Genomic DNA, 26,829 nt, shown 5'->3' with positions numbered 1-26,829 from the left:
CCTTATTCTTTTCTGTATTTATAATAAAAATATAACTTTCGTACTATTTAAAGATATTCATTAAACCAGTCAACGATGGACTGCAGCCTGCTCAAGCGCAGATTCGGCTTTCCGCTTCTTGATAATTCATGGTTCGATTCGGGGAATCGGATGAACTTCGTTTCCTTTCCCTGTCTCTTCAAAGCGATGAATAGCTGCTCAGCCTGCTCAATCGGACAGCGATAGTCTTTTTCACTGTGAAGAATCAATAGTGGTGTATTGATTTTGTCCACATAGGCTAGCGGTGAGTGCTTCCATAATGTTTCCAAATCACTAAGATCAGCCTTGATTTGCCACTCGGTAAAATAGTAGCCGATGTCACTGACACCATAGAAGCTGATCCAGTTCGAAATTGAACGCTGGGTAACGGCTGCCTTAAACCTGTCTGTATGTCCGACGATCCAGTTGGTCATGAACCCTCCATAACTGCCTCCGGTCACTCCCAGACGCTCTTTGTCAATGAAGTCGTAGGTTTCAAGCACGTAATCGACTGCATCCATGACATCCTGATAGTCGCCTCCTCCATAGTCTCCGCGTACGGCATTGACGAACTGCTGGCCATAACCGTGGCTGCCTCGCGGATTGATATAAAGGACTCCGTACCCTTCAGCAGCAAGAACCTGGAACTCGTTAAAATAGGAGTTTGCATACATCGCGTGAGGTCCACCATGGACTTCAAGGATCAGCGGATATTTCTTGCCATCTTCATAACCTGACGGCTTCATGATCCATCCATGGAGCGGTGTGCCGTCACTGGCCTGGAATGATATCTGTTCTGGCTGAGATAAAGTAATGGACTCCAGGAACTTTTCGTTCACTGAGGTCAGCTGCTTCATTTCACCAGTGGTTACTTCTAATTGGAACAGTTCCCCTGGAAGCACCGGGTTGCTGATTGCCGCAACAATTCTCTGGTTTTTGCGATCCAATGTATAACCATAGACATACTGCTGGTCCAGCAGCGCCGGGTAAACTTCTCCATTAAGATTAGCGAAATATAAGACAGTGTTGCCCTGGTCGCTTGCGAGGAAATAGAAGCTTACACTGTCTTCACCCCAAATCAAGGAGGGGCTGTACGCTCCCTGCTGGAAGTCTGCTGCAACAGCGTCGCCAACGAGGATGTCCATGTTTTCCGTGATGCATTGTACATTGCCAGTCTCCATGTCACGAATATATATCTGGCTCAATGTTGCATTTTCAAACTCCCGCTCATGCCCCGTATAGCCAAGGTATTTTCCATCAGGCGAAAATACCGCATTCCCAAAATACCCTTTGCCATTGGTGATTATATTTTTGTCTCCTGTCTTGATGTCCATCAGCCATAGATCACTTTTGAATGAAAAATCACGCTCTGGCGTCTCATCTGCCGACAATAGAAGGTTTTTCCCATCAGGAGACCAGCCCTGCAAATGGTAGTCTGCCTCTCCTTTTGCAACCAGTTCCGCCTCGCCATCTTCAACATTTACGATGACAATCTGTCTGTACTTCCCATCCCAGAAGCCAGCGGCATCTGATTTATATTTCATTTCCTCAGCTACGAACGGTTCTAGCTTCTTGTCTTCCTTCTTTTCTTCTGTTTTATCAAATAAATCTTCATCCGGTTTTAACGAAACGGAACAAGCTATTCTTTTTCCATCTGGAGACCATAGTGGACCACTCGCTCCATTCTTGAAGTCAGTGACCTGCTTCGACTCACCCCCGGCTGCATCAAGAACAAAGACCTGATTTTTGCCGCTGCGATTTGAAACGAATGCCAGCTTCGTGCCGTCGGGTGACCATCTAGGTGACTGGTTGCGGTTTTCACCAAATGTCCATTGGCTCGGCTGCCCGCCTTTTTCCATATCAATTATGTATATATTGGATGCATAATCATTGTTCTTCTCCAGCATCTCAGTCTGAACGAACACACATTTTTTACCATCAGGTGAATACTGTGGGTCAGTAACGGATTTCAAATTAAATAAATCTTCTGCTCTGATCGATCTCTTTTCCATCTCGCAAGTCATCCTTCCACTGTAAAATTGTTGCCCTCTTTATTATTTCGATAACAGAAATAAGTTTCCTGCTTTGAGCTTTAATTTTTTAATTCCTTCCCCCTTCCAGCATTCCTGCAAGTTTATTGTCATTTAGGAAAAGATGTTAATAAGGAAAAAAATTTATATCCTCTTGAAATCATATTCAAAATCCAGTACGATAATTACGAACAAATGTTCTAATTAAAGAAAAGGGGCAGAACAAAATGACAAGGATTCCTGAAAAAGACCGCGATATGATGGAACAGGCCATCTATTTGCCGATGGTATTGGTCGTGCTTAACCGGGATCTTTCTGTCGTTGAAAATAGTCCATTCAAATTAAAAAAGCCATATTTGGAGCTAATCGAAGAAACAATGAAAGCAGTACAGAAAGAGCTCGCACAAGTGAAAAGCTATCTTAAAAAGCATCAACTAAAGGTCGAGGAAGTAAAACGGGACGAAGCCTTCACCATGTTTCTCTTCATTTACAAAGGATACGAAGAACACCACAATTACTTCAATCCCCGCATCCGAAACAAAGTCCAGGAATTGATGATCTATTACCTTTTCAAACGATTCAAACCGGCTTTAGAAACGATAAAAAAGGAATCCGGCTGAAAACCCGGATTCCTAGCTTGTTAGTCTTTATATACCTCACTGACCAGATGGACGTGAGGGTAGCCTTGCGCTTCATTGAACCTTGGTCCATGCAGAAGGTATAATGCTTTTCGTTCGGTTTCTTTCATTCTCTGCATAAATTTCGTACGAAGCAGAGAAGTCCTAAGCAGCTGATTTTCGAATGAATGATGGGATACCGGCAGAATCATGGTCTTCTTGTTCCTGAAGGTAACCTGTGTACTTTGGGAATCTACTTTCTTATGGAATAACACATGCTCATGTGAAACCCAAATGCAGTCCGGCTTTGTAGGTGAGCTCGTCGGCATGAAATAGATGGAGCTTATAGGGTCGACAATGATTGGGGTTTTATGGGTAATCCCGGTAAGTTGTTTTGTTCCCTCTTTCCTGCCTTCATAACTGCTGCCAAAATATCTGCAGCTTTTTTTGATAATATCTATTGGCCTGAAAGGGGATACAAAATCCTCTTCCAGCTCGACCACCCTGGAGTATATCCTGCTGCCGTATTCTTCAGGAAGAATGATCATCGTAAAAGGATTTATTTCATATTCTTCTACTAAATTCTTTGAGTTCCCTGTCATTCCTTCACCTCCTAAAAATACCTTACACCCTATTTTAACATAATTGCTAAAATATTCTTTAATAACTGAAAAAGTTCCATATTTAGCCACAATTAGTATCCTGAAAAAAATTTTCTAAAAATTATAAAAATTTAGTTGATTATCTTTTCAAACCTCCATATAATATAAAAAAGGTCTAAGAGGTGAGGTCAATGAAAGAAAAATCGTATTCTGAAACCATGAAGGCCAGTGTGATGAAACGCATTAAAGCCAAAGAATCGTTTGTTCTGGACCTGTATGTTGACATGCTAATATCCGAAATTCAGCTTAACACTAGAAAAGAAAAATTGATGACAAGAATTGACAAAGCTATAGATGAACGTGACAAAATTTTGTTTTTAACACTGACTGAAGAATTGAAGGATCTCAATAAACAATTTGGTACCTAGATAAGTGAAATCCCCTATAACGGGGATTTTTTATTATGTTGAAATAAGGCCTCCTTTATTTAGAAAAAGTTATATAAACAGAAAAAAAACCCTCAAATTGAGGGTTCGCTGAATTCAATATTCATCTTCTAATTCATTCCTCTTCTTGACTTCATAATCCTCAAGTCTCGAAATTCTCTCCAGCATTGTTGGATGTCCGTAGCGGAAGATTTTTACCAGCCATGGCGGATTGACCTGGCTCAGCCCCGCCTTCGTCAACTCCTGAAAGGCAGAAATCGCCGCATCGGTGTTGTCCGTCATTTCGATCGCATAACGGTCAGCCCTTGTTTCTTGGTAACGCGATACTAGGTTGGATACTGGACTCGCAGCAAACATGATCATCGAGAGGAACATAAGGAATAGCGGAAATGATCTTAAATCCCCAGGATGTTCCAGTTTAAATTCCTTGCCCCATCGCTTGATTGCCCAGTTCATCAATCGTGATACAAAGTATAAGCCAAACAGGGATAGCACCAGATAGCCAGCAATGCCGATATATAAATGTTTTTCAACATAATGGGCCATTTCATGGGCCATTATGAATAAAATTTGGTCATCATTCAATCTGTTCAAGGTCGTATCCCAAAGGACAATCCTTGAGTTGGATCCGATTCCTGTCACATAGGCATTAAGTGCATTCGTCTTTTCTGCCATATCGACTTCGAATACATGCTCAGCAGGGATTTTCGCCTGTCCAGCCAGGTCGAGGATCTTGGCCTCCAGCTCCTTATTTTTCAGCGGCGAGAAATCATTATACAGGGGATCAATGACAACAGGCTGAAGGAACATAATAAACAATGTGAACGGTACAGAAAGCATCCACGCCAACAGCCACCAGAACCTCTTGAACTTGTTCATCAGCCAGTAAAGGACAATGACAATCACAAACATAAAGGCATAATTGACCCAGAAATCGATCAACTCATCCTTCATCCACGAAGCAAAGGACTGTGTCGATATATTATAGGTCTTCGAAAGTGTGTAACTAATGTAACTTAAAGGAAAAGTCGAGATATAAGCAAAGAATGAAAGCCAGATTACATAAATCGCTGTCTGCCCATACTTATTCTTCGACGTCTCTTCTCCCCATTTCTTAAAAGCCTTTGAAAGGCCCAGCAGCAAAATTAAAAAATAAAACAGCCACTCAAAGGGTGTAGATAAGAAAAACAATAAATTCCTGATTTTTGAATATTCCTCGCTTAGCATTAGTTCTCTTCCGTTCAAGAATGTTGCCGGGTCAGCTTTCGACCCCTCAAACTCAAATGGAAGATTCGTATCTGCAAAGTAAAATAAATACCAGTACACTGCAAAACCATAGAGCACATAGGCGATCACACCATAAAAGCCCATCTTTCTCGCCATAGCTTCTCCCCCTTTACGTACAACCATGTCTATAACTATTTTAATCCTTTGTCCTAAAAATAGAACAAGTTATTCATGGCAGGAGAAAATGCTCCTACTGCATGTTACCAAAATCCCCAGCTCCTCCGCTTTTCGGGCATATGTTCCTCCAACATGTTACCGAACTCTCCGGCTTCTTTCCTTTTCGGGCACATGTTCTTCCAACATCTTACCGAACTCTCCAGCTTTTCTCCTGTTCGGGCACATGTTCCTCCAACATGTTACCGAACTCTCTAGCTCCTCCGCTTTTCGGGCACATGTTCCTCCAACATGTTACCGAACTCTACGGCTTCTCTCCTGTTCGGGCACATGTTCCTCTAACTTGTTACCGAACTCTCTAGCTCCTCCGCTTTTCGGGCACATGTTCCTCCAATATGTTACCGAACTCTACGGCTTCTCTCCTGTTCGGGCACATGTTCTTCCAACATGTTACCGAACTCTATGGCTTCTTTCCTTTTCGGGCATATGTTCTTCCAACATCTTACCGAACTCTCCAGCTTTTCTCCTGTTCGGGCACATGTTCCTCCAACATGTTACCGAACTCTCTAGCTCCTCCGCTTTTCGGGCATATGTTCCTCCAACATGTTACCGAACTCTCCAGCTTTTCTCCTGTTCGGGCACATGTTCTTCCAACATGTTACCGAACTCTCCAGCTCCTCCGCTTTTCGGGCATATGTTCCTCCAACATGTTACCGAACTCTCTAGCTCCTCCGCTTTTCGGGCACATGTTCCTCCAACATGTTACCGAACTCTCTAGCTCCTCCGCTGTTCGGGCATATGTTCCTCCAACATGTTACCGAACTCTCTAGCTCCTCCGCTTTTCGGGCACATGTTCCTCCAACATGTTACCGAACTCTCTAGCTCCTCCGCTTTTCAGGCACATGTTCCTCCAACATGTTACCGAACTCTCCAGCTTCTCCGCTTTTCGGGCACAAGTCCTTCGTTTATAAACGGAAATCTCCGTTATCTGCGATTTAGCTATCGTATTTCTTAAAATCCACGATTCCATATTTCTTCGTTCATTCAGCAAATTGATTTTAACAAAAAAAAAGTACCCGAAAATCTCCGGGTACCCTTAGTTTTTAATTCTTAAGGAAGCTGTCGTCAATCAATGTTTTGAAATCTGGTTTGTCTTTAAGGAATTTAAGAGCGTACGATGAATCCGAGAAGTCCTGGATTGCCTGCGCATCGACTTCATGGGTAAAACCGATACGTTCCCAGGCTAGTTCTACTACATCTTTCTCTAATTCCTGTCCAGTTGTTTCCTTGATGTCTTTAATCGTAATTTCTTGTGCTTCTGCTGGATTTTCGTTGATGAATTTCACAGCGTCTTTGTGAGCATTAATGATTTTCTGGACTGTCTCAGGCTTTTCTTTGATCATTTTGCCTGAAGTGACCATTACAGAAGCAGGGAGTGTTTCGCCGAATGATACCTCATCCCACCCGATGACAACCTCTGCTCCTGTTTCTTTTTCAATTACAGCTGCCCATGGCTCTGGTGCGACAGCGATATCAACCTTGCCTGATTTAAGCATGGCTGCATACTGTGCAGGCTGGCCAGTAAGGTGCTTCATTGTTCCGCCAATACGCTGGGAAGTGATTCCCTCTGCTTCAAGATAGGTTTCATACTGAACATCGTGTGTACAGCCAACTCCAGGGGTAATAAAAGTCTTTCCTGCGAAGTCATCAACCGAATCAATCTTGACTCCCTTTCTTGCCAATACAACTGTTCCTCCAGTGGATGCTCCAGCAATGATCTTAACGTCTGCTCCGGTTGAGTAGTTATTCATAGCTGGTCCCGGACCTACAAGACCTGCATCGATTTCACCTGTTTTCAAAGCAGTCATGAATGAACCGCCTTCAGCAAATGTCTTATACTCAATTGTTGTCCCATCGCCAAGCTGCTGCTCAAAATAGCCTTTGTCTTTTGCGACCATGGCAGGTACGTGGTTAATGTTCGGGAAGTAACCGATGACGATTTTCTCCTTTTTACCTGCCGTTTTGGAAGCTCCTCCTCCTGTACCGCAGCCTGCAAGAAGCAGAGTTAATGTCATTAAAAACGCTAAAAATATCGAAGCTTTTTTCATGTGATTTCCTCCTGTTTTTTATGATTCAAGTCCCCAGCGATTGAGAACCGATTTTTCGATACGCTGGAAAATAAGCTGGTCTACGATTGTTCCGATAACGCCAATAATGATCATAACGCCAATAACAAGAGCCATGTCCCCGAAGTCCGATGCATAACGGAGTGTGTAGCCAAGTCCTGGGCCAGTGCTTAACAGTTCCCCGGCCATCAAGGCTCTCCAGGCAAAAGCCCATGCAAGTCTTGATCCTGTTACGACATAAGGAATTGCTGCGGGGAAAATCACTCTTGTGTATAAGTCCCAGCCATTTACCCCCATTGTTTTTGCTGCCTTAATAAATAAAGGTGAAACATTCTTTATGCCCACTCTGATATTAAGAGTCATGACGAATGTTCCTCCGAGAACTACGACAAAAATGACGGCCTTCTCATTCATCCCGAACCACATGATCGCAAGCGGAAGCCATATGATACTTGGTACGCTTTGCAGCGCGAGCACCAATGTCCCGAGAGTCTCATCCGCCGTTTTGGATTTTGCGAGCAGGACACCAAGCCCTGTGCCTATTACCAGGGAGAGACCGAGCCCCATAGCAAGACGTTTGAAACTGGCAATCAAGTCATAAATAAGTGTTTTATCCTGGAATCCTGTTATAAGAGCTTCAAGGACCTTTTCAGGGGCTGGAAGGATGATCGGCAGCCACCATTCAAGCTTGCTCCCTGTATACCAGAAAGCGATTAGGGCTGTGAAAAATATGATTCTTTTAATGTTAGGATTCATGTGCAAGCTCCTCCCTGATGACTTTGTCAATCTCCTTCTTCAGGAAGCCCATAATATACTCTTCAAGTTCCACCATTTCTCTTTTATGCTCATGACGCGGCCTTGGAATGTCCACTTTAATATCCTTCAGAATTACACCTGGCTTGGTTCCCATAACAACAATCCGGTCTGATAGCTTAATGGATTCAGAGATGCTGTGTGTTACGAATAAAATCGTTTTTTGCGTTTCTGACCAGATTGTCTCCAATTGATCGTGAAGACGCGAACGCGTTTGTTCATCAAGCGCCCCAAATGGTTCATCCATCAAGAGTATGTCAGGGTTCATCGCAAGCGCCCTGGAAATCGCCACTCGCTGCTGCATACCGCCTGACAGCTCATGAGGATAATGAGAAAGATAATTGCTGAGCTGGACCATCTGCAAATATTTCTTTGCTTCCTCTTCTGCCTGTTTCTTTGGCATTTCCTTCTTCAAAGGAAAAATTACATTTTCAAGTACATTCAGCCATGGGAATAACGCTGCCTGCTGGAACACCATCCCTCTGTCTTTTCCTGGCTTGTCAATTCGCTTTCCAGAAACCAAGATTTCTCCGCCAGTTGCCGGAGTCAGACCAGCAACAATTGATAAAAGCGTAGATTTACCGCATCCTGAAGGACCAAGAATTGAAACAAACTCCCCTTTATCCACTCCAAGATTAATATCTTTTAATATATCAACTTGGTGATTATTTTTGTCTGCATACTGTTTTTGCACATTGTTGATCTCTATAAACAAGTTAATCACCCTATTCTCATAATACATATTAGTTTAGTCGGATTTAATAAAGTTAATTATAATCTATTCAACCATCTTGTCAACATTTCTTTATTTTTCTAAATCTACAACCCTTTTTTAAAAAATGGCCCTGTAAAAATTCGTTGTTCTTTCGGGGTAGAGTCCACAAATCACTAAAAGTACGGCTGCATCAATTATATTGACTAATAAAAAAAGACCTGCACCTGCGGGCAGATCTAGAAAAAATAAGAATATAGGGTCAAAACTGATATGGAACCAATAACCACCAAAATCACATTCGCCCCCATAAATGCAACGATAAAGGCGGCCGCTGCACCCACAAGACCATACCAGATGTCTTCCTGGATAAACAGGATCGCCGGGAAGATCAGCGCACCGAGTGTGGCGTATGGGACATTCTTCAGAACACCCTGCAGGAAAGGGGGGAGTTCTTTTCCGCGGAACATCACGAAAGGAAGCATCCTCGGAATGTAGGTTACGACAGCCATGCCAATGATCATAATGATGATTTCATTACTCATTCGTATTTGCCCTCCTGCCCTTCTTGAATGTTTCTACAGCTTCCACAAGAATGGCTGATAATAAAGTTGCCAGAACAATGGCCCATCCTGTTGACATCAGTTCAGCCATCGTGAAAATGGAGTTGAACGCAGCAGCAAGTACAGCAAGGTAGACTACCTTTACATTGGTTTTCATCGATGGAACCAATAAGCCAACAAACATCGCATATAATGCCACTGACATGCTTTCCTGCAGGGTTTCCGGCAATCCGGCACCAACGAGATACCCTAGCCCTGAAAAGGCGACCCAGCTTGAGTAGGCAGTGAGATTCAAGCCGAACATAAACCCGGCGTTGACAGTACCTTCCCGCGTGGCTGCAACCGAAAACGTCTCGTCGGTAATCCCGAAGGAGTAACCCATCCTCGTCCCAATCGTGTCCTCTTCAGCCTTTTCATTCAAGGAAGCCGACATAAGGAAATGGCGAATATTCACGATAAAGGTAGTAAGAATAATTTCAAATATGCCGATTCCCTGCGCCAGGAGGCTTAAGGAAATGTATTGTGCGGCACCAGCGAACACAAGCATGCTCATCATAACTGTCTCACTGAGTGCAAGTCCGGTTGTCTTGGCGATCAAGCCAAAGGTTAGCGCAATCGGCATATAACCTATCGCAATGCTGATGCCTGATTGAATCCCTTTTTTAAAATCTGTCGCCTGCTTAACAGCCAATGTACTTTCCACGAGCTTCCCGCCTTTCTATTACTATGTAAAAATAAATCCTTTAATCAATTAAAATATATTATACATACTTCCAGCACCTTGGAAAAGTATTTCTTTTGCCGAAATACTTTGGAAAAATAAATTGCATGGGCAGCGTTCTTCAGAATGCACAGATGGTCGATATATTTTTAAATGTAGGCGGATATATTTGAAGAACCGCTGATATATTGCCAAATGTGGGCGATATAATAGAAAATCCACTGATATATTGCCAAATGTGGGCGATATAATAATTGAAAAGCCACTGATATATTGCCAAATGTGGGCGATATAATAGAAAAATCCACTGATATATTGCCAAATGTGGGCGATATAATAATTGAAAAGCCACTGATATATTGCCAAATGTGGGCGATGTAATTGAAAATCCACTGATATATTGCCAAATATGGGCGATATATTGGAATTATCCGCTGGCGGTCGATACGCGAATGGGGCTCTTCTAGCTTTCCACAAAAAAACACGGCTGTCGCCGTGTTCGGTTACTTTCCTTTAAAATTTGGCTTCCGTTTCTCACTGAATGCTGCCAGTGCTTCGAGCCGGTCTTCGGTCGGGATAGTGACTTCGTAGGCTTTGCGCTCTAATTGCAGTCCTGTCTGCAAATCTGCGTTCATTCCCTGCTTTACCGCATACTTAGCCTGCTGCAGGGCCACCGGTCCGTTTGCGAGCATCATGTCGGCAAATTTCATACATTCATCAAGCAAGCTTTCTTTTTTGACTACTGCGGTGACAAGGCCATAATCGAGAGCTTCCTCTGCTTTCAGCCGGCGTGCTGTCAAAATCAGTTCAAGTGCCTTTGCCTGTCCGATCAGCCTTGGCAGCCGCTGTGTTCCTCCCGCTCCAGGGATGATTGCCAGGCTCGTTTCCGTCAATCCCATCTGTGTTCCTGCTGCGGCAACACGGAAATCACAAGCCAAAGCGAGCTCCATTCCGCCTCCGAAGGCAAATCCATTGATCGCCGCAATTGTAGGCTGTGGAAGCTGGTCCACCATCGTGAATACCTCACCGATTTTATAGATATTCCGCTTCACTTCTGTATCAGACAGTGTGCGGCGTTCTTTTAGGTCAGCCCCTACACTAAATGCTTTTTCACCTGCTCCGGTAAAAATGACCACCCTCGTATCACGGTTTGTCCTTATTTCTTCAATAACCTGCTGCATTTCTCCCAGCGTCTCATAATTAAAAGCATTCAAAGCGTCTGGGCGATTCAGTGTCACAATTGCTACATGTCCGTCTAATTGAAAATCAATATTCCCCATCAAGTTCAACTCCTTCTCCAATGACATTCTAGCCAAAAGAATAAAATTCCTGCCTAACGCAAAAATAGAGGCAGGCAAGGGCGCCTGCCTCTTATCGTAAAGATTATTAACCTTGCAGAACCTGGTTTTTCAATGCTCGTCTTAAAATTTTCCCGGTTGTATTTTTCGGGAGTTCTTTAAGGAATTCAATCGCTCCTGGCACCTTGTATTTTGCCAGGTGCTCACGGCAGTACTCTAGCAGATGTCCTTCTGTCAGCTCAGGGTTTTTGCTGACAACATAGCATCTGACTGCTTCGCCAAAGTTAGGGTCTGGAACACCGAGAACAGCCACTTCGACTACGTCTGGATGATTGTATAGTACTTCCTCAACTTCACGCGGGTATACATTGTATCCGCCAACAAGAATCAAGTCCTTCTTGCGGTCAACGATGTAAAAATATCCTTCTTCATCCATGCGGGCAAGGTCACCAGTATAAAGCCAGCCATCCTTGATAATTGCAGCTGTCTCTTCCGGCATCTTGTAGTAACCTGCCATTACGTTCGGACCTTGGACGATCAATTCGCCAACTTCTCCTGGGGCCACTTCCTCTCCCATTTCATTGACGACCTTGTTTTCAACATTCACGATTGATGTTCCGATTGAACCAGGTTTGCGCGGGCGGTCAAGCGGATTGAAGCATGTGACCGGAGCAGCTTCTGATAAGCCATATCCTTCAGAGACCATGACATTGAATTTTCGCTCGAAATTCTGAAGCAGAGCAACCGGAAGTGAAGCACCTCCAGAAATACACAGTCTTAATGACTTAAGATCATCTGGATTTCCTTCTGGATATTGGAAAAGGAAATTATACATGGTCGGCACGCCTGCAAATACAGAAGCCTCGTACTCCCTGGCAATCCGGAACACTTCTGCCGGGCTGAATCTAGGGACGATCAACAATGTCCCGCCATTCATCAAAGGGGCATTAAGGGCAACGGTCAAGCAGAAGACATGGAACATCGGCAGAGCAGTAATCACCCTGTCATCTTCGTTCATCTTTAGGTAATCGCTTACATCTTTAGCATTGCTGTAAAGATTTTTATGGGTAAGCATAGCACCCTTAGGCTTTCCAGTCGTTCCGGATGTATAAAGAATGATTGCAATATCGTCTTCATTTAACTCAGGACCTTTATAGCCAAGGTCTCCGGAACCAACGACATGTGTAAACGGTTTCAATTTTGACCCTAAAGTAAGCTTGGACATTTCTTCTTCAGACATCTGGTTTTGGCCAGTCTCAGCAATGACAAAGTATTCGACCTTCGGCAGGTGCTGATGCATTTTTTCGGCGAGTGGCAGCATCATGTCTAGACCGACGACAACTTTCACATCACCATTGTTCAGGATATAGCCGATTTCATCTGCGGTGTAAATTGGATTGATGGGAATGACTGTTGCACCGAGTCTTAGCGCTCCGTACAAACTGATGACAAAATGTGGAGAGTTTCCTAGCAGCAAGGCAATATGATCGCCCTTTTTTACCCCTAATTTTTCAAGGCCAGATGCAAACTTCGTGACGGCAGCATCCAGTTCAGCATAGGTACTAGCTTTGTCCATGAAAAAATATGCCGGCTTTTCGCCCAGCATTGAGGCAGTGTGATGAAGCTGTGATGAAAGATTCATATAACTCCCTTCCCCCTTTGCGGTGAACTCAATCACCAAACTTTATAGAAAGTTTTCTAAATATATTATATTGAAAGAAAATTATGGATTCAAGGAAAATATGCCGAAATTCTAACAATTTATATTTCTTTAACAGAAAACGCGGTGTATCAACACCGCGTTTTAAAAGTTAATATATTAAGTTAATAAAGTCTTCTTTAGAAATATTTCCGAAATAATGTTTGATGTCCACATCTTCCATCGCAATGACAATCTGGGATTTCTCGTATTTTATGCCTGTCAGCTTGTCCTCGATCACAGTGACATCGCCTACACCAAAGAAATCTCCATAGATTTTGCAATGATCGATGATTCCCTTGTTGACCTCAAATCGGACATCAATCTGGCCAACCGGGAAGCGATGGGAATGCTGCAGGTTGAATTTAGGCGATTTGCCGTAATTCCAATCCCAATTCTGATATCTTTCTTTTGAAAGTTCATGGATATTTTCCCAGTCCTTTTCCGTTAGGACGTACTCAGGAATTTCATCCAGCCCTTCAAAGATATTTTTTAACAGAAGGGAGCGAAATTCCTCAATTGTCACTTTATTTGAAAGGAACTCGGAAATATTCGCGACTCGGCTGCGGATTGATTTGATTCCTTTCGATTCTATTTTGTCCTTTTTTACGTTAAGTGCCGAAACGACGTTTTCAATCTCTGAATCAAATAATAAGGTGCCATGGCTGAACATCCGCCCTCTTGTTGAAAATTGCGCGTTTCCGGATATCTTTCTGCCTTCTGCCAACAAGTCATTCCTGCCGCTTAATTCCGCGTCTACTCCCATTTTCCTAAGTGCGTTCACCACTGGCTCGGTAAACTTTCTGAAATTATGGAAGCTGTCTCCGTCATCCTTCGTGATAAAGCTGAAATTCAAATTGCCAAGGTCGTGGTACACGGCTCCACCCCCGGATAACCGGCGGACCACATGAATGCCATTCTTTTCGACATATTCGGTATTAATTTCTTCAATTGTATTCTGGTTCTTTCCAATGATGATGGATGGTTCGTTTATATAAAAAAGCAGGTAGGTTTCATTGATATCAAGATTTTTCAAGGCATATTCTTCAATTGCGAGGTTGATCCTAGGATCCGTGATTCCTTTATTATCAATAAATAACATGGTTGATTCTCCTTTATAAGGTTATTTCAAGCCCTTCCCTGGCCAGGATAATCGGGCCGGAAAATAGTGTCGAAGCCTCGGATACGAGTTGATCGATTTCACCGTAATGGGGCAGGTGAGTCAGGACAAGCTGCCTAACTCCGGCCTGGTCAGCGAGCTTTCCATTATCATAGCTGTTCATATGTCCTGCACCCTTGCCGTCCTGGTTACCATAAAAATTGCATTCTGAAAGCAATAAGTCTGTTCCAGAAGCGAATGAAATAAATTCCTCCTTAAAGGAAGTATCTGCTGTATACACCAAGGACTTGCCGCCAGCTTCAATCCGCATTGCGTAACATGGGACCGGATGGACTGCAGGGATAAATGAGATGGTAAAAGGGCCAATCTCAAGCTTTTTTGCAGGATTGTAGGCCACTCCCTTTGTGATGTTCTTATATGTAAGTTTTGCGAATTCCTGCTTGTCCTGTGTGTGACCGTAAATCGGCAGCTGCGGTGACTTCCTGCCAAGAAAACCCTGAATCAGGCGGGCATGCTGCAGTACACCTATGTCGGCAACATGGTCAGGATGATAGTGTGACAGCACCATTGCATCCAGTTCTTCAGGCTGCACGAAATTCTGGAGCTTTGCGAGTACGCCGCTGCCAAAATCTATCATGAGCTTAAAACCTTCATGCTCAAGTAAGTATCCAGTGCTTGCTTCATTCACTTTAGGATATCCGCCCCAGAATCCTACGATAGTCAGCTTCAATCAGATTCCTCCTTATTATGCTTTTGCCTTCACTATACTTCATTTTGCCCATTTTTTCACTTGAACCGTTTTTTCAGAAAATTATGATTGACGTCTTTTATTCTGTTATAATACAATAAAGTAAATAATAAGTCTGTACCAAAACAACAACACAAATGGAGGGAACAGCATGATTGAAAATGTCGTAGAATTCTTTCGTAATTTACCAAAAAAGCAATGTATCGAGTGTGGAGAAACGATTGATGAACAGCATGAATGTTATGGAAACAAATGCGACGGATGCATGGATCCTGGAAGGTTTTAAATCTCGTTTTCCTTCCCCGGTTTTCCGGGTGTAATACAATCCCTTTCCCGCAGTGATCAACTGCAAATGAAAAGCCAGCTCCTTATTTTAAGAGCTGGCTTCCTTTTTTATTTTACTGCTAATACGGTGAATTTCCTCTTGAACATCCAATGGAAATAGAATGCTGTACCTGCTGCCAGGAATAAAATATACCCAGCTAAAATCCCTGCATTTTGCCACATGAAACTGAAATCCCCGCTTGAGATGACAGCTTTGAAACCTTGTACTGAATAGGTCATAGGCAAATATGCATTAAACTTTTGCAGGAATCCTGGAATTAACTCCAATGGGAATGTTCCTGCGCTTGTCGTAAGCTGCAAAATCAGGATGACGATTGCAACAAAACGGCCCGGATCTCCTAACAATGTCACAAGGAACTGGATCAATGCAATAAAAGTCAGGCTTGTGATAATGGAGAACACCACGAATAAAGGAACGCTTTGTACATCAAGACCCAGCCCCATAAGAAGGATGGCATCGGCTGCAAGTGCCTGTAATATGCCTATTCCGGCCAGGATGCTGAATTTACTGAAAAACCAGCTTGCACCGCTTGAAGGAACTCCGGCTGGTTCCCTTAATGGGAATACAATCGAAAGCAGCAACGCACCGACAAATAAGCCAAGAGATAAGAAGTATGGTGCAAATCCTGTTCCGTAGTTCGGAACTGAGCTGAAGCTTTCATTTGCTAGCTTTACTGGCGCAGCAAGCATATTATAGGTATCCTGATTTGGATTCACCTTTGCTTCTTCTGCTCCATCCTTCAGTTTTTCAGCAAGCTCGGATGTACCAGCCGCTACCTTTGTGTTTCCTTCAGACAATTCTCCGGCACCAGATGCCAGTTTGTCTGCTCCGTCCGTCATGGCTGCAGATCCCGCTGCCAGCTGGTCCATTCCGCCGACAAGCTTGGAACTTCCATTTGCCAGCTCAACAGAACCAGCTTTCGCTTCACTCAGCTTGTCACCGAACTGCTGTAGACCTGAATGAAATTCTTCCTGGCCTGCCGCCAGTTTCGCAGCACCACCTTCTACTTGCCCGCTGCCCGCTGCAAGTTTCGAGATTCCCTGCTGGAGCTCACCCTGGCCATCAATGACTTTATTCAAGCCTACTGATAATTCCCCAGATCCTGCAGCCAGTTTACCTGCTGAATCTGAAAGTTGCGCTGTCCCATTCTCAAGACCTGCACTGCCAGCTTCGAGTTTAGCAAGCGCTGCGGCAAGCTCTTTTTGTTTATCAGGGTAGGCACTCAATAAAGGCGCCATCGCCTCCATTTGTTTTTGCAGTTCTTGAATGCCGGCATGAAGTTGTGCCGCTCCGCCAGCTGCATTTTCAGCCCCGCTTTTCCAGGCTGTCAGGTTTTGGCCGAGACTCTCGGAACCCTGTTCAATTTGTTTAGTACCTTCAATTAATGCTGGTATCTTGCTGTTTGCCTGCTCTAAACCAGCTTTTACTTCTGAAGCTCCTGCCTGTAAATCTTTCTGGCCTGTAAGAAGTTGGCCTGAAGCATTTTCAAGCTTCGTTTCTCCTTCCTCCAATTGACCAAGTCCATCAGCTAGCTTTCCTGCTCCATTTGCCAATTCTTTCGCACCGGAATCAGCGGAGTTCATTCCCTGATTGAACTCAATCGACTTGCTAGCGAGCACGGATAGATTATCATAAAGCTCCTGGCTGCCATCCTTAAGCTTGACCGCACCATCGTTCAAGTCCGCAGCACCTTCACTCGCCTGACCGAGACCATCGGCCAGTTCGCCGATATTGTCAAACATCGTCTCCGCATAGGTTTCGGAAACCTTTTCGGACACAGATGCTTTGATTTTTTCAGCTGCTGTCCCGCCAATCTGGGCAGACAAGAAGTTGAAACTTTCATTAGGCATATAAACAAGTTCGAGTTTCTCAGGATGTTCATCCATCAATGTTGTTGCATTTTCAGAGAAATCTTTCGGAATTTTGATGAGCATATAATATTTTTGCTGCTCAAGTCCTTTTTCCCCTTCTTCTTCTGATACAAATTCAAAACCAAAATCCTGACTTTCTTTCAGCTTTTCCACCAGGTCATTGCCGAGTTCAAGCCTCTTCCCGTCGATCGTTGAGCCTGCATCACTGTTGGCGACTGCTACAGGAAGATCGGAAAGATGTTCATATGGATCCCAGAATGCCCATAAGAACATTCCACTGTACAGGACCGGAATGAACAAGACGGCAATAATCGGAATCAGCAGCTTCTTATTTCGAAAAATAGCAAGTAATTCTTGGGTGAATAGTTTATTTTTCATCTTTATCCTCCTAGATAAAATAAATGACCGATTTATTCATTTGGTCAATTTTGTCCTGAAAATAAGGACTACCTCCTAATGAGACAATCCTTTGAAAATATAGAACTCAAACAGCTCTGAAATTTGCGTTTTTTCCAGCGGCTTGTTTTTCTTTTCCCATTCAAAAATCAGTGCGATATAAAGCTTCATCATGATAAAAGCGGTGATTTCCGGGTCACATTCCTTTATTTCGCCCTTTTGGATTGCCTGGATGACCTTATCCTTAATGAAACCGAGGATGGCAGATTCAAGCTTATCCATGACCTCCAAAACAGCAGGGGTCCCAATATCCCGTGCTTCCTGGGAAAGTTTGATCGTCAGCTGATGTTTTTTACGAAACTCCAGCAGTCGATATAATGCTCTATGAACATTTTCGTAAAAAGAATCTGCTGGATTCACAGCCTCATTTGCGACCTCTCCCATTTCTCTGAGAAGACCGTTAATAATTTCATCGAAAAGCTGTTCTTTATTTTTGAAGAAAGTATAAATTGTCCCTTTCCCTACATTCGCCAACTTTGCGACTTGATCAATCGTCGTTGCCTTATAGCCGTAAAGAGAAAAAGAGTTGTTGGCCGCATCAATGATCTGCTGCCTCCGGTCGATTGCCATGATAACACCTCCATGAAATGACCGAATGAGAAAAACAGTCATTTCGTCAAAAAATAATTTATCACATCTTTTACACTATGGCAAGTATGTAAAATAAAAAACCCTTAGGAAAGGGTTTTTTATCGGTTAAAACTGCAAATATCCAAGGATTTTTTCGACCGCGGCTTCCCCCTGATCTATGCAGTCGGGAAGGCCTACTCCTTCAAAGGAGCTTCCTCCCACAAAAACACCAGGAAGTTCATCTGTAAGGTCATTTTTCAATTTGGAAACCCTTTGCTTATGCCCCACAGTATACTGCGGCATGGCTTCCTTCCAGCGGGAAACGACCGCAAAATCTGGCTGCGCCTGAATATCCATCGTTTTATTCAAATCTTCCAATGCTATTTTAACAATTTCATCATCTGAAAGTTCCACAATTGCTTCATCCCCTGGCCTGCCAACATAAAGACGGAGCAGAACCTTCCCCTCAGGAGTTGTATGTGGCCACTTTTTGTGAGTCCAAGTGCAGGCGGTAATGGTGTAATCACCATTCCTTGATACAACGAAGCCCGTGCCATCGATATCTTCCTTTATGACACTTTCCGGGAACGCCATCGCGACCGTTGCAACCGAAGTCGAAGGCATGTCACGAAATGGGTCAAAGATATGTTCATGATCGGAGAACATATGCAAGGCAGCTTCATGCGGGGCCGCAAAAAGGATGCTGTCTGCATCAAGGGTTTCGCCGCTGCTCAGCTTTAAACGATAAGCATTTTCCTGTCTGCTCACTTTATCGACCCTGATTCCCTTAATAACGGAACCAGGTTCAAGCTTAGACTCAATCGCATCAACAAATGACTGGAGTCCAGTCGTCACTGTCAGGAACATCCCCTTTTTCTTAGCCTGTCCTGCCTCGGCAGGCTGTTTTTTCGGGGCTGGTGTCGTTTTCTTTGTACCGAGAATCAAGCTGCCGTATTTCTGCTCCACCTGATAGAATTGCGGAAAGGTGGATAATAAACTCATGTTATCAATATCTCCGGCATAAATTCCTGAAAGTAAGGGTTCAATCAAATTTTCAACCACTTCATCACCTAATCTGCGGCGGAAAAACTCGCCAAGCGACTGGTCACCATCAATCTTTGAAGGCGGCATAATAAAGTCACCTGCAGCCCGGAATTTCCCTGGCCACGAAAATAAACCTGTAGTAACGAACGGACCGATTTGAGTAGGGATTCCCATCACTGCTCCGCCGGGTATGGGATGAAGCTTGTCCTTTACGAGCACATACGATTTCCCCGTGCTGTTATTGACTAGTTTATCCCCTAAGCCTACTTCCCTGGCCAGACGTCCTGCACTTTCCTTTCTTTCAAGAAAAGAATCTGGTCCTCTTTCGATCACAAAACCATCTTTTACATAGGTCTGCATTTTCCCGCCAACACGGTGGGAGGCTTCAACCAGTTTTACTTCGAGAGGAAGCTGATTCTCCCGGGCGCGCTTTTGCAAGTAATATGCAGCCGCCAAACCAGTGATGCCTCCTCCTATAATTACAACTCTCTTTTTTTCTGTCACGGTAAATCGCCTTCTTTTACTAGTTTTAGCGTGAAGTGGACAGCTTCTTTAAAATGACATCTGCCACTGCGTCAATGAATTCCGGCTGGGCATTCGGCATTTCCGGTCGATAATAGCTGGCCCCGATTTCATCCGTCACGATCCTGCATTCATAATCATTATCATATAGTACTTCAAGATGGTCGGAAACGAACCCGGCTGGAACATATACATATGCTTTGTAGCCATGCTTTTCATACAGATCCCTTGTCAAATCCTGGACATCTGGTCCAAGCCAGGGCTCCGGTGTATTTCCTGCACTTTGCCAGCCGACCGCATAATTCTCAACCTTTGCCTTTGTGGCAATCAAATCAGCAGTTTCCTTCAATTGTTCAGGATAAGGATCCCCCATCTGAAGAATTTTTTCCGGCAGACTATGCGCTGAAACAATCAAAACCGCCTTTTCCCTTTCTTCAGCAGTCATATTTGCAAATGTTTTTGCGACACGGTCAGACCAGTATGAAATGAATTTTGGCTCATCATACCAGCTTTCCACCGATACAATTTCAGGTCCGCCAAGCTTTGCTGCTTCTTCCTTGGCACGTCCGTTGTAAGATTTCACGCTGAATGTTGAAAAATGCGGTGCGAGCACAATGCTGACCGCCTCTTCAATTCCATCTTCATGCATTTGATTTACAGCGTCCTCGATAAAAGGCTCGATATGCTTCAAGCCAAGATACATTTTGAATTCAATTTCATCCTGGATGCTGTTCAAATGATGTTCCAGTTTTTCTCCTTGCTCGACCGTGATTTTCGCCAGCGGAGAAATCCCGCCAATCGCTTCGTAACGCTGTCTCAGGTCATCAAGCATTTCCGGTGACGGCGTTCGCCCGTGGCGGATATGTGTATAATATCGTTCTATATCTTCTTCTTTGTATGGTGTGCCGTATGCCATCACAAGCAGGCCCATTTTCTTCTTTGTCATGATTGCACCTCTTTTTCGTGTCTCTAAGCTTATATTCTGCCAAAAACATTACGAATTTACCAAATGTAATGCTCTGAAACAGAAAAGAGACTATTTGCCCATCTTTGAAGCAGAGTACTCATGGATAAAAGCTGTCAGCCTTTTCAGTGTTTCTGGATTAACGGATGGGAATACGCCATGTCCAAGGTTAAAAATGTACCCGGGCTGTGCCATTCCCTGATCAAGAATCGCTTTCGCCCTTTCTTCAATTACCTCCCAAGGTGCAAGCAGGATAGCCGGGTCAAGATTTCCCATGACAGTCTTCTTGATACCTAGCTCCCGTGCTTCACTTACCTGCAGACGCCAATCCAGTCCTACTACATCGAGCGGAAGGTCATGCCATTCAAGTGCAAGGTGGCTTGCTCCAACACCAAACATGATTAACGGGACATTCTCTTTTTTCAGCTCTGAAAAAATCCTGTTCATAACTGGTTTGATGAAGGTACGGTAATCCTGGACATTCAATGCGCCGACCCACGAATCAAAAATCTGGATTGCTTTTGCTCCAGCCTTGATTTGTGATTTAACATATGTAATCACCATGTCGCCAAGCTTGTCCATCAGCGCGAACCACGCTTCCGGCTGTGCATACATGAAAGCTTTTGTCTTGTTATAGTTTTTTGAAGGGCCGCCTTCAATCATATAGCTCGCGAGTGTGAACGGTGCTCCGGAGAATCCGATTAACGGCACGGAAAGCTGCTCTTCAGTAAGAAGCTTGATCGTATCAAGTACATACGGTACGTCCGATTCCGGATTGATCATCCCCAGCTTTTCTACATCTGACAGGGATTTTATTGGATTTTCAATAACTGGCCCAATGCCTGATTTAATTTCGACGTCAACTCCCATAGCTGGCAGCGGAGTCATGATATCTTTGTATAGGATTGCCGCGTCAACACCATACTGCTCAACCGGCAATCTTGTGACGTATGCGCAAAGCTCTGGCTGATGAGTAATTTCAAAGAGTGAATATTTTTCCTTGATCGCTCTATATTCAGGCTGGGACCGACCCGCTTGCCTCATATACCATACAGGTACATGATCCGTCTTTTCCCCTCTTGCCGCTTTTAAAAAAGTTTCATTGATTATCTTGCTCATTAAGTGTGGTCCACCTTTCAGTAATGTCTGTAATCCATTGTAATATAAAAGGATTGAAATAAAAAACTTCTATTTTCTGAATGGAAATCGGTATTCTAATACCCATAGTAAAACAAACTATCTACACTATATCGCTTTTATGGCCCTATTTCATAGGAAACGCTTTAAATTGTTGAAAATTTGACGTTTTTTTGTTTTTATCCACTCTTAAAAAGGGAAAATAGTTTATGGCATGAATATCATTTTAATAGAGGAAAAAACTTATTTTAATAAAGGGGGCAAAAAAAATGAATTTGTTCATTACATCTGGAACGGCAGATTTTCTGCTGAAATTAAAAGAAAAGCACCAGAATGAAAGCATGGTATTGATGAACAATAACGAATCATCTATCCTTGTTCATGAGACTGGCGGGAAAACCTTATTCAGTTCCCCAAGGAAATATGAAGTGATTGATTCAGCCGGAACACTCGGCCATGAAGGCTTTGCGGTCTTTAACAATATCCCGGTAACGGATGAAGGGCGCCCGCTTTTCGAGGACCGTTTCCTTAACCGGCCAAGGCTTATTGAGAAAGAACCAGGGTTTGTCGCCATCCGTGTCCTACGGCCTTTAAGTTCAAACACCTATATCATTCTAACCATCTGGGAAAATGAGAGTGCATTTGAAAACTGGCAAAAATCGAAAGCCTATCAAACTACACATAAAAACCGAGGTACAGAAGCTGGCATCGATGGCGCAAGACCTAATATCTTTGAAAGCGCATCTTATGTATCCAAGTATTATATAGAAAAATAATAATTGGGAGTGGCCTATAATGGCCCACTCCCATTCTTTTTTCACGGCATCTTTATCAGGCCATTCCGGTTTGCGTATACTGCAGCCTGGGTTCGGTCTGATAGTCCAAGTTTTCCGAGTATGTTGGACACATGTGTCTTGACCGTTTTGACTCCGATGAATAATTCTTGACTGATTTGCTGGTTTGTCATACCTTCTCCAATGCACATAAGTACATCGAGTTCCCGTTCTGTCAGTTCATCATGTGCTTTGCGTTCTTGCGGCCTTAGCCTTCTCATCATTTTATTGGCAACCTTTGGCTCGATTACTGTTTCTCCTCTGGCCGCTTTTTCAATCGCCTGGATGACTTCTGATGCAGTTGCTGTTTTTAGCATATAACTGAAAGCACCTGCCTCAATTGCCGGAAAAACCTGATCATCATCGTAAAAGCTTGTAATGATAATGATTTTGCATTCGGGATAAAAACCCAGTATCTCCCTTGTCGCTTCAATTCCGGTGCCATTCTCCATTAAAAGGTCCATGAGAACTACGTCTGGCTTCGTTTCCTTAACAAGTGAAACTGCCTTTACTCCGCTGTCTGCCTCCCCGACGATCTCAATCCCCGGTTCGGTTTCCAGATAGGAAAGGATGCCTTTCCTCACCATTTCATGATCATCTACCACTGCTACTCTGATGATTTCCCCCACTGTTCTTCCCTCCTAATGGCGGGTATCCTAATTTCTATATAGGTGCCTTCTTTTTCTTTTGACCGGATATTATAGGTACCGCCGATTTGTTCGCAACGCTCCCGCATTGTTTTCAATCCGTAAGATGCCATCTTTCCTTCATGAATATCAAAGCCTTTTCCATCGTCACCGATATAAAGATGAATCGTTTGGTTCTCTTCCGTTAGCAGTACCTTTACTTTTGTCGCATCTGCATGCCTCAGTATGTTTGACAATGCTTCCTGGACGATCCTAAAAATATGTTCTTCGGCTGCCTGTGAAATATTTTCGATTTCATCAATACTTGCCTCAAATGCAAGGCCAGTTTTTTGCTTCAATTCCTGAATAAGCTTTACGATTCCTATGCACAGACTCTCCCCGCTTAACTGGACAGGCCTCAGATGCAAAAGGAGCGCCCGCATTTCCCCCTGGGCCTTGCCTGCTATTTCAGATATCTGTTCAAGTTGCTTCCTGGCTTTTTCAGGCTCCTGGTCAAACCATCTTAGAGAAGCAGATGACATCATGCTGAGGGCGAATAACTGCTGGCTGACAACATCATGCAAATCCCTTGCAAGCCGCTGTCTTTCCTCCATGATTGCTGCTGATTTTGCTGTCCTGGATAGCTCTGTTTTTTCTTCGGCCAGCTTTTGGAGGGAATGGACCTGTTCCTGAAGGTACTCAGACAGCTGATTGAGTTCCTCGGAAATCAAACCGATTTCATCCCTTTCATCGGTAATGATTCTTTCTGTGAATTTCCCTCTGCGCAATGTAGCGATCAATAATAATATGTCGCTGAGACGTCCTTTGATTGTATAGCTCCCCCGCAGACTGAAGTAGAAGCCCACGGCCGCCATGATTCCAAAGCTATACAGCCAAAACCAGAAAGTCATCGAAGTCGAAAGACCGCTGTCAGGCACAACGGATAAAAAAATCTGCAGGCCGATGAAGATTATGAGGGAAGTGATGAACGCCATCATCAAGAAAGTTTGGATGAACCATAAGCGGATACTAGTCAATTTTTCTCCCCCCTACACCCGGTCGACTCTGACTGAACCGATTTTCAATTCGATTGTGATGTTCAGTTTCCTGACTGCTGCATCATAATCATCGGATTTATAAGCTATCACATGTTTGATTTGTTCCTGAGCATAATCAAACAGCTTTACTTCCCCGACTCCGATAACAGCATTGACTTTTACAGGGACTCCCTCCGGAATGAGCATTTTGACCTCACCCACCCAGCCTCTTACCCTTATTGGCGTTTCTCTGTCGGGAATGAATCCTTTACTGAAATCAATAAAGTATTCGCCAACCATATTGTATAAATCCATCGGTTCAACTGCCCAATTTTGCTCTTTAAATGTCACCTTGCCAATTGATGCCCCTCTGATTTTCCTCATGGAATTTCCGTTTGACTCCGGAAACCTCTCCTCCTGTTTTCCGGATGTCTGGTCTGGTTGATAGATCACGTTTATCTTCCGCTTCCCGGTTAAGATGGTTACTCCAACATAAATCAGCAAAAGCGGCCACAGCTTCCACACATCAAGAAATCGGAAGGCCATGACGTCAAAACGGTCCATGACTAATAGTGAAGAAAAAACCCCGATGAACAATCCCCAGCCAAACTGCTTCTTCAACAAGGTTACTAATCCATACATCAATAGCAAAAAAGGATATGTTACGACAAAAAGCTCCTTTATTTCCCAAGAAATGACTCCCAGGTTGACAAGTAATAAAATGATCCCAAGACCTGCCAGAATGATAGCAACAGCTATTTGATTCACGGATCGAGTTCGCAACACTTTCCCCTTCTTTCCTGCTTTCCTACTCTCTAATTCTTTTTCGGATAAAAAAATCCCTTTATTTACATTCTCTTTCACTAGTAAACTTACCCGTTGTCTAGATTTTAAGGGAACGGCCAGCTTTTTCCGCCCCTCCAGGGAAGCTTTCTCCCTCCGTCCCGGGACTGATAAAAATTTTACCAATCCTGCTCACACCTTTTATCTTCCATCATATTCTGTATTACTTAATTAGGGAATTTGCCTATTTAAAGCTATTGGCTAGCAAGTATAAAGAAGGGGGAAATACTCAATGGTTTTAGAGTTAACGGCACTTCATTGGATATATGTTTTATTTATTTTCTTGATCATCGGGTTTATGGTCAAGAAAAGAGATACATCACTTGTATCAATCATCGGGATATTTTTATTGGCGATTGTTGCGACTGGCTCACTCAGTGGTTCAGTCAGCAGTGTATTCAATAGTTTCATATACGCCATCACCGAGTTATTGCCTACTATTCTTGTGATTTCCATAATTGTCGCGATGAGCAGGACTCTGACAGTGACAGGAATCAACGATGCGATGATCTCCCCGTTTGCCAGGCTTATTAAGACACCTGCCTTGGCTTATTGGACGATTGGAATCGTCATGATGATCATTTCATGGTTTTTCTGGCCTTCGCCAGCTGTCGCTTTGATGGGGGCCGTCCTTTTGCCGGTTGCAGTAAGAGTCGGGCTTCCTGCCCTGGGAGTGGCGGTCGCAATGAACCTCTTTGGACATGGAATTGCCCTTTCAGGCGATTTTATCATCCAGGCAGCTCCAAAGCTTACAGCAGATGCAGCCGATATCCCAGTCAGTTCGGTCGTCCAGGCCAGTATCCCTCTGGTAATAGTGATGGGTGTTGTCACCACAGTCACGGCTTTCTATTTTTTAAAAAGAGATATGAAAAATGGGAAATTAAAAAGCAGCAGTTCACTTGAAGTTGAGTTAACTAAAACAAGTGATCCGAGCCTGCTGACAGCTGGAACAAAGAAACTTTTCGCCCTCCTCATACCAGTATTGTTCGCTGCGGATGTTGCAGCAATGTCCATTCTCAATTTGCAAGGCGGCGACGCTACAGCGCTGGTTGGCGGAACTTCAATTTTCATTCTTCTCCTCATTTCTCTCGCAGCCCACAAGAACAAAGGACTTGAAAAAACGACCGGCTACCTCATTGAAGGATTCCAATTTGGATTCAAGGTTTTTGGTGCAGTAATTCCAATTGCCGCCTTTTTCTACCTTGGAGATTCCGGCTTCACAAAAATTATCGGAGAATTCCTTCCCGAGACTTCTCAAGGTATCGTCAATGACCTGGGAATAGCACTGGCTTCTGTAGTACCACTCAGTGCGGAAGTCGGGGCCGTAACGCTCACGGCAGTCGGGGCCATAACAGGCCTTGATGGTTCGGGATTTTCAGGCATCTCGCTGGCCGGATCGGTTGCTGCGATTTTTTCAACTGCGATAGGTGCAGGTGCTGCAACACTGACCGCACTCGGTCAAATAGCGGCAATATGGGTCGGCGGCGGGACCCTGGTTCCGTGGGCACTGATTCCAGCCGCTGCCATATGCGGTGTGGATCCATTCGAACTGGCAAGACGCAATCTCCTGCCTGTTACAATCGGGCTCATAGTTACCACGATTGTGGCCATGTTTCTGATTTAGCTTAAAACACTGGCTGCCATTTAATGGCACCATTTATATACG

25 protein-coding genes are annotated in these 26,829 nt (G+C 43.8%); 5 read left to right on the top strand and 20 right to left on the bottom strand.

All coding sequences use genetic code 11. The annotated features are described in order from the left end of the window. Positions 1 to 47: 47 nt before the first annotated feature. Positions 48 to 2,030, bottom strand: a complete 1,983-nt coding sequence (locus tag B5X77_RS10825; RefSeq protein WP_079507982.1) for a S9 family peptidase — start codon at positions 2,028 to 2,030, stop codon at positions 48 to 50. 245 nt (positions 2,031 to 2,275) lie between these two features. Here B5X77_RS10825 and B5X77_RS10820 point away from each other — a divergent pair, with 245 nt between their 5' ends. Continuing rightward, positions 2,276 to 2,668, top strand: coding sequence for a hypothetical protein (locus B5X77_RS10820; RefSeq protein WP_079507980.1), 393 nt, complete (start codon positions 2,276 to 2,278; stop codon positions 2,666 to 2,668). Between the two features lie 20 nt (positions 2,669 to 2,688). Here the strand turns inward: B5X77_RS10820 and B5X77_RS10815 are convergent, their stop codons facing one another. Then, positions 2,689 to 3,267 (bottom strand): competence protein ComK, encoded by a 579-nt coding sequence (locus tag B5X77_RS10815; RefSeq protein ID WP_079507978.1) that lies wholly within the window; start codon positions 3,265 to 3,267, stop codon positions 2,689 to 2,691. A 191-nt stretch (positions 3,268 to 3,458) separates the two neighbouring features. On the opposite strand from B5X77_RS10815, the gene B5X77_RS10810 reads away from it, so the two are divergent. Beyond that, positions 3,459 to 3,695, top strand: a complete 237-nt coding sequence (locus B5X77_RS10810; protein ID WP_079507976.1) for an IDEAL domain-containing protein — start codon at positions 3,459 to 3,461, stop codon at positions 3,693 to 3,695. A 114-nt stretch (positions 3,696 to 3,809) separates the two neighbouring features. Here the strand turns inward: B5X77_RS10810 and B5X77_RS10805 are convergent, their stop codons facing one another. The 10 genes from B5X77_RS10805 to B5X77_RS10760 form a co-directional block, all read right to left on the bottom strand. Then, positions 3,810 to 5,096, bottom strand: coding sequence for a M48 family metallopeptidase (locus B5X77_RS10805; RefSeq protein ID WP_079507974.1), 1,287 nt, complete (start codon positions 5,094 to 5,096; stop codon positions 3,810 to 3,812). A 1,121-nt stretch (positions 5,097 to 6,217) separates the two neighbouring features. After that, complete coding sequence (locus B5X77_RS10800; RefSeq protein ID WP_079507972.1) at positions 6,218 to 7,222, bottom strand: aliphatic sulfonate ABC transporter substrate-binding protein; 1,005 nt, start codon at positions 7,220 to 7,222, stop codon at positions 6,218 to 6,220. Between the two features lie 18 nt (positions 7,223 to 7,240). After that, positions 7,241 to 7,996 (bottom strand): ABC transporter permease, encoded by a 756-nt coding sequence (locus tag B5X77_RS10795; RefSeq protein ID WP_079507970.1) that lies wholly within the window; start codon positions 7,994 to 7,996, stop codon positions 7,241 to 7,243. After that, the gene (locus B5X77_RS10790) at positions 7,986 to 8,768 is read right to left on the bottom strand and encodes an ABC transporter ATP-binding protein (protein WP_079507968.1); all 783 of its coding nucleotides are present in this window, start codon (positions 8,766 to 8,768) and stop codon (positions 7,986 to 7,988) included. Before B5X77_RS10790 ends, B5X77_RS10795 begins: the two co-directional genes overlap by 11 nt. A 236-nt stretch (positions 8,769 to 9,004) precedes the next feature. After that, on the bottom strand, positions 9,005 to 9,310 hold the full coding sequence (locus tag B5X77_RS10785; RefSeq protein WP_079507966.1) for an AzlD domain-containing protein: 306 nt from the start codon (positions 9,308 to 9,310) through the stop codon (positions 9,005 to 9,007). After that, a complete protein-coding gene (locus B5X77_RS10780) occupies positions 9,303 to 10,031 on the bottom strand; it encodes an AzlC family ABC transporter permease (protein ID WP_257391788.1) in 729 nt (242 codons plus the stop codon). Before B5X77_RS10780 ends, B5X77_RS10785 begins: the two co-directional genes overlap by 8 nt. Before the next feature lie 521 nt (positions 10,032 to 10,552). Then, positions 10,553 to 11,329, bottom strand: a complete 777-nt coding sequence (locus B5X77_RS10775; protein ID WP_079507964.1) for an enoyl-CoA hydratase-related protein — start codon at positions 11,327 to 11,329, stop codon at positions 10,553 to 10,555. A gap of 106 nt (positions 11,330 to 11,435) precedes the next feature. Next, positions 11,436 to 12,989 (bottom strand): fatty acid--CoA ligase family protein, encoded by a 1,554-nt coding sequence (locus B5X77_RS10770; protein WP_079507962.1) that lies wholly within the window; start codon positions 12,987 to 12,989, stop codon positions 11,436 to 11,438. A 169-nt stretch (positions 12,990 to 13,158) separates the two neighbouring features. Further along, positions 13,159 to 14,148 (bottom strand): lipoate--protein ligase, encoded by a 990-nt coding sequence (locus B5X77_RS10765; RefSeq protein ID WP_079507960.1) that lies wholly within the window; start codon positions 14,146 to 14,148, stop codon positions 13,159 to 13,161. A 13-nt stretch (positions 14,149 to 14,161) separates the two neighbouring features. Then, entirely contained in the window at positions 14,162 to 14,896 is a 735-nt protein-coding gene (locus B5X77_RS10760; RefSeq protein WP_079507958.1) for an MBL fold metallo-hydrolase, read from the bottom strand. Positions 14,897 to 15,065: 169 nt separating this feature from the next. Here B5X77_RS10760 and yhfH point away from each other — a divergent pair, with 169 nt between their 5' ends. After that, positions 15,066 to 15,200: a protein YhfH gene (yhfH, locus tag B5X77_RS10755; protein WP_079507956.1), complete on the top strand. Its 135-nt coding sequence runs from the start codon at positions 15,066 to 15,068 to the stop codon at positions 15,198 to 15,200. A gap of 107 nt (positions 15,201 to 15,307) precedes the next feature. Here the strand turns inward: yhfH and B5X77_RS10750 are convergent, their stop codons facing one another. From B5X77_RS10750 to hemE, 5 genes are all read right to left on the bottom strand, one after another. Next, the gene (locus B5X77_RS10750; RefSeq protein WP_079507954.1) at positions 15,308 to 17,509 is read right to left on the bottom strand and encodes a YhgE/Pip domain-containing protein; all 2,202 of its coding nucleotides are present in this window, start codon (positions 17,507 to 17,509) and stop codon (positions 15,308 to 15,310) included. A gap of 75 nt (positions 17,510 to 17,584) precedes the next feature. Beyond that, positions 17,585 to 18,157 carry a TetR/AcrR family transcriptional regulator gene (locus B5X77_RS10745; protein ID WP_079507952.1) on the bottom strand — a complete coding sequence of 191 codons (573 nt, stop codon included), beginning with the start codon at positions 18,155 to 18,157 and terminating at the stop codon, positions 17,585 to 17,587. Between the two features lie 126 nt (positions 18,158 to 18,283). Beyond that, on the bottom strand, positions 18,284 to 19,705 hold the full coding sequence (gene hemY / locus B5X77_RS10740; RefSeq protein WP_079507950.1) for a protoporphyrinogen oxidase: 1,422 nt from the start codon (positions 19,703 to 19,705) through the stop codon (positions 18,284 to 18,286). A gap of 25 nt (positions 19,706 to 19,730) precedes the next feature. Next, on the bottom strand, positions 19,731 to 20,669 hold the full coding sequence (gene hemH, locus B5X77_RS10735; RefSeq protein WP_079507948.1) for a ferrochelatase: 939 nt from the start codon (positions 20,667 to 20,669) through the stop codon (positions 19,731 to 19,733). Between the two features lie 90 nt (positions 20,670 to 20,759). Then, positions 20,760 to 21,806, bottom strand: a complete 1,047-nt coding sequence (hemE, locus tag B5X77_RS10730) for a uroporphyrinogen decarboxylase (protein WP_079507946.1) — start codon at positions 21,804 to 21,806, stop codon at positions 20,760 to 20,762. A 287-nt stretch (positions 21,807 to 22,093) separates the two neighbouring features. Between hemE and B5X77_RS10725 the strand changes: the two genes are divergently transcribed. Continuing rightward, positions 22,094 to 22,600, top strand: coding sequence for an antibiotic biosynthesis monooxygenase family protein (locus tag B5X77_RS10725; protein WP_079507944.1), 507 nt, complete (start codon positions 22,094 to 22,096; stop codon positions 22,598 to 22,600). Between the two features lie 41 nt (positions 22,601 to 22,641). On the opposite strand, the gene B5X77_RS10720 is transcribed toward B5X77_RS10725, so the two are convergent. Genes B5X77_RS10720 through liaF form a run of 3 tightly spaced genes read right to left on the bottom strand, consistent with a single transcriptional unit; the run spans position 22,642 to position 25,106 of the window. After that, the gene (locus tag B5X77_RS10720; RefSeq protein ID WP_079510194.1) at positions 22,642 to 23,277 is read right to left on the bottom strand and encodes a response regulator transcription factor; all 636 of its coding nucleotides are present in this window, start codon (positions 23,275 to 23,277) and stop codon (positions 22,642 to 22,644) included. After that, the gene (locus B5X77_RS10715; protein ID WP_257391787.1) at positions 23,265 to 24,320 is read right to left on the bottom strand and encodes a HAMP domain-containing sensor histidine kinase; all 1,056 of its coding nucleotides are present in this window, start codon (positions 24,318 to 24,320) and stop codon (positions 23,265 to 23,267) included. The genes B5X77_RS10720 and B5X77_RS10715 overlap by 13 nt, the downstream gene beginning before the upstream one ends. 12 nt (positions 24,321 to 24,332) lie before the next feature. Beyond that, the gene (liaF, locus tag B5X77_RS10710; protein ID WP_257391880.1) at positions 24,333 to 25,106 is read right to left on the bottom strand and encodes a cell wall-active antibiotics response protein LiaF; all 774 of its coding nucleotides are present in this window, start codon (positions 25,104 to 25,106) and stop codon (positions 24,333 to 24,335) included. Positions 25,107 to 25,395: 289 nt separating this feature from the next. Here liaF and B5X77_RS10705 point away from each other — a divergent pair, with 289 nt between their 5' ends. After that, the gene (locus B5X77_RS10705) at positions 25,396 to 26,787 is read left to right on the top strand and encodes a hypothetical protein (RefSeq protein ID WP_079507942.1); all 1,392 of its coding nucleotides are present in this window, start codon (positions 25,396 to 25,398) and stop codon (positions 26,785 to 26,787) included. Positions 26,788 to 26,829 lie beyond the last annotated feature (42 nt).

The sequence above is a fragment of the Mesobacillus jeotgali genome, assembly GCF_900166585.1.
In the GTDB taxonomy this organism is placed as follows: Bacteria; Bacillota; Bacilli; order Bacillales; family Cytobacillaceae; genus Mesobacillus; species Mesobacillus jeotgali_A.
Note: the sequence above shows the minus strand (reverse complement) of the source record. Positions and strands in the feature narration are given on the sequence as shown.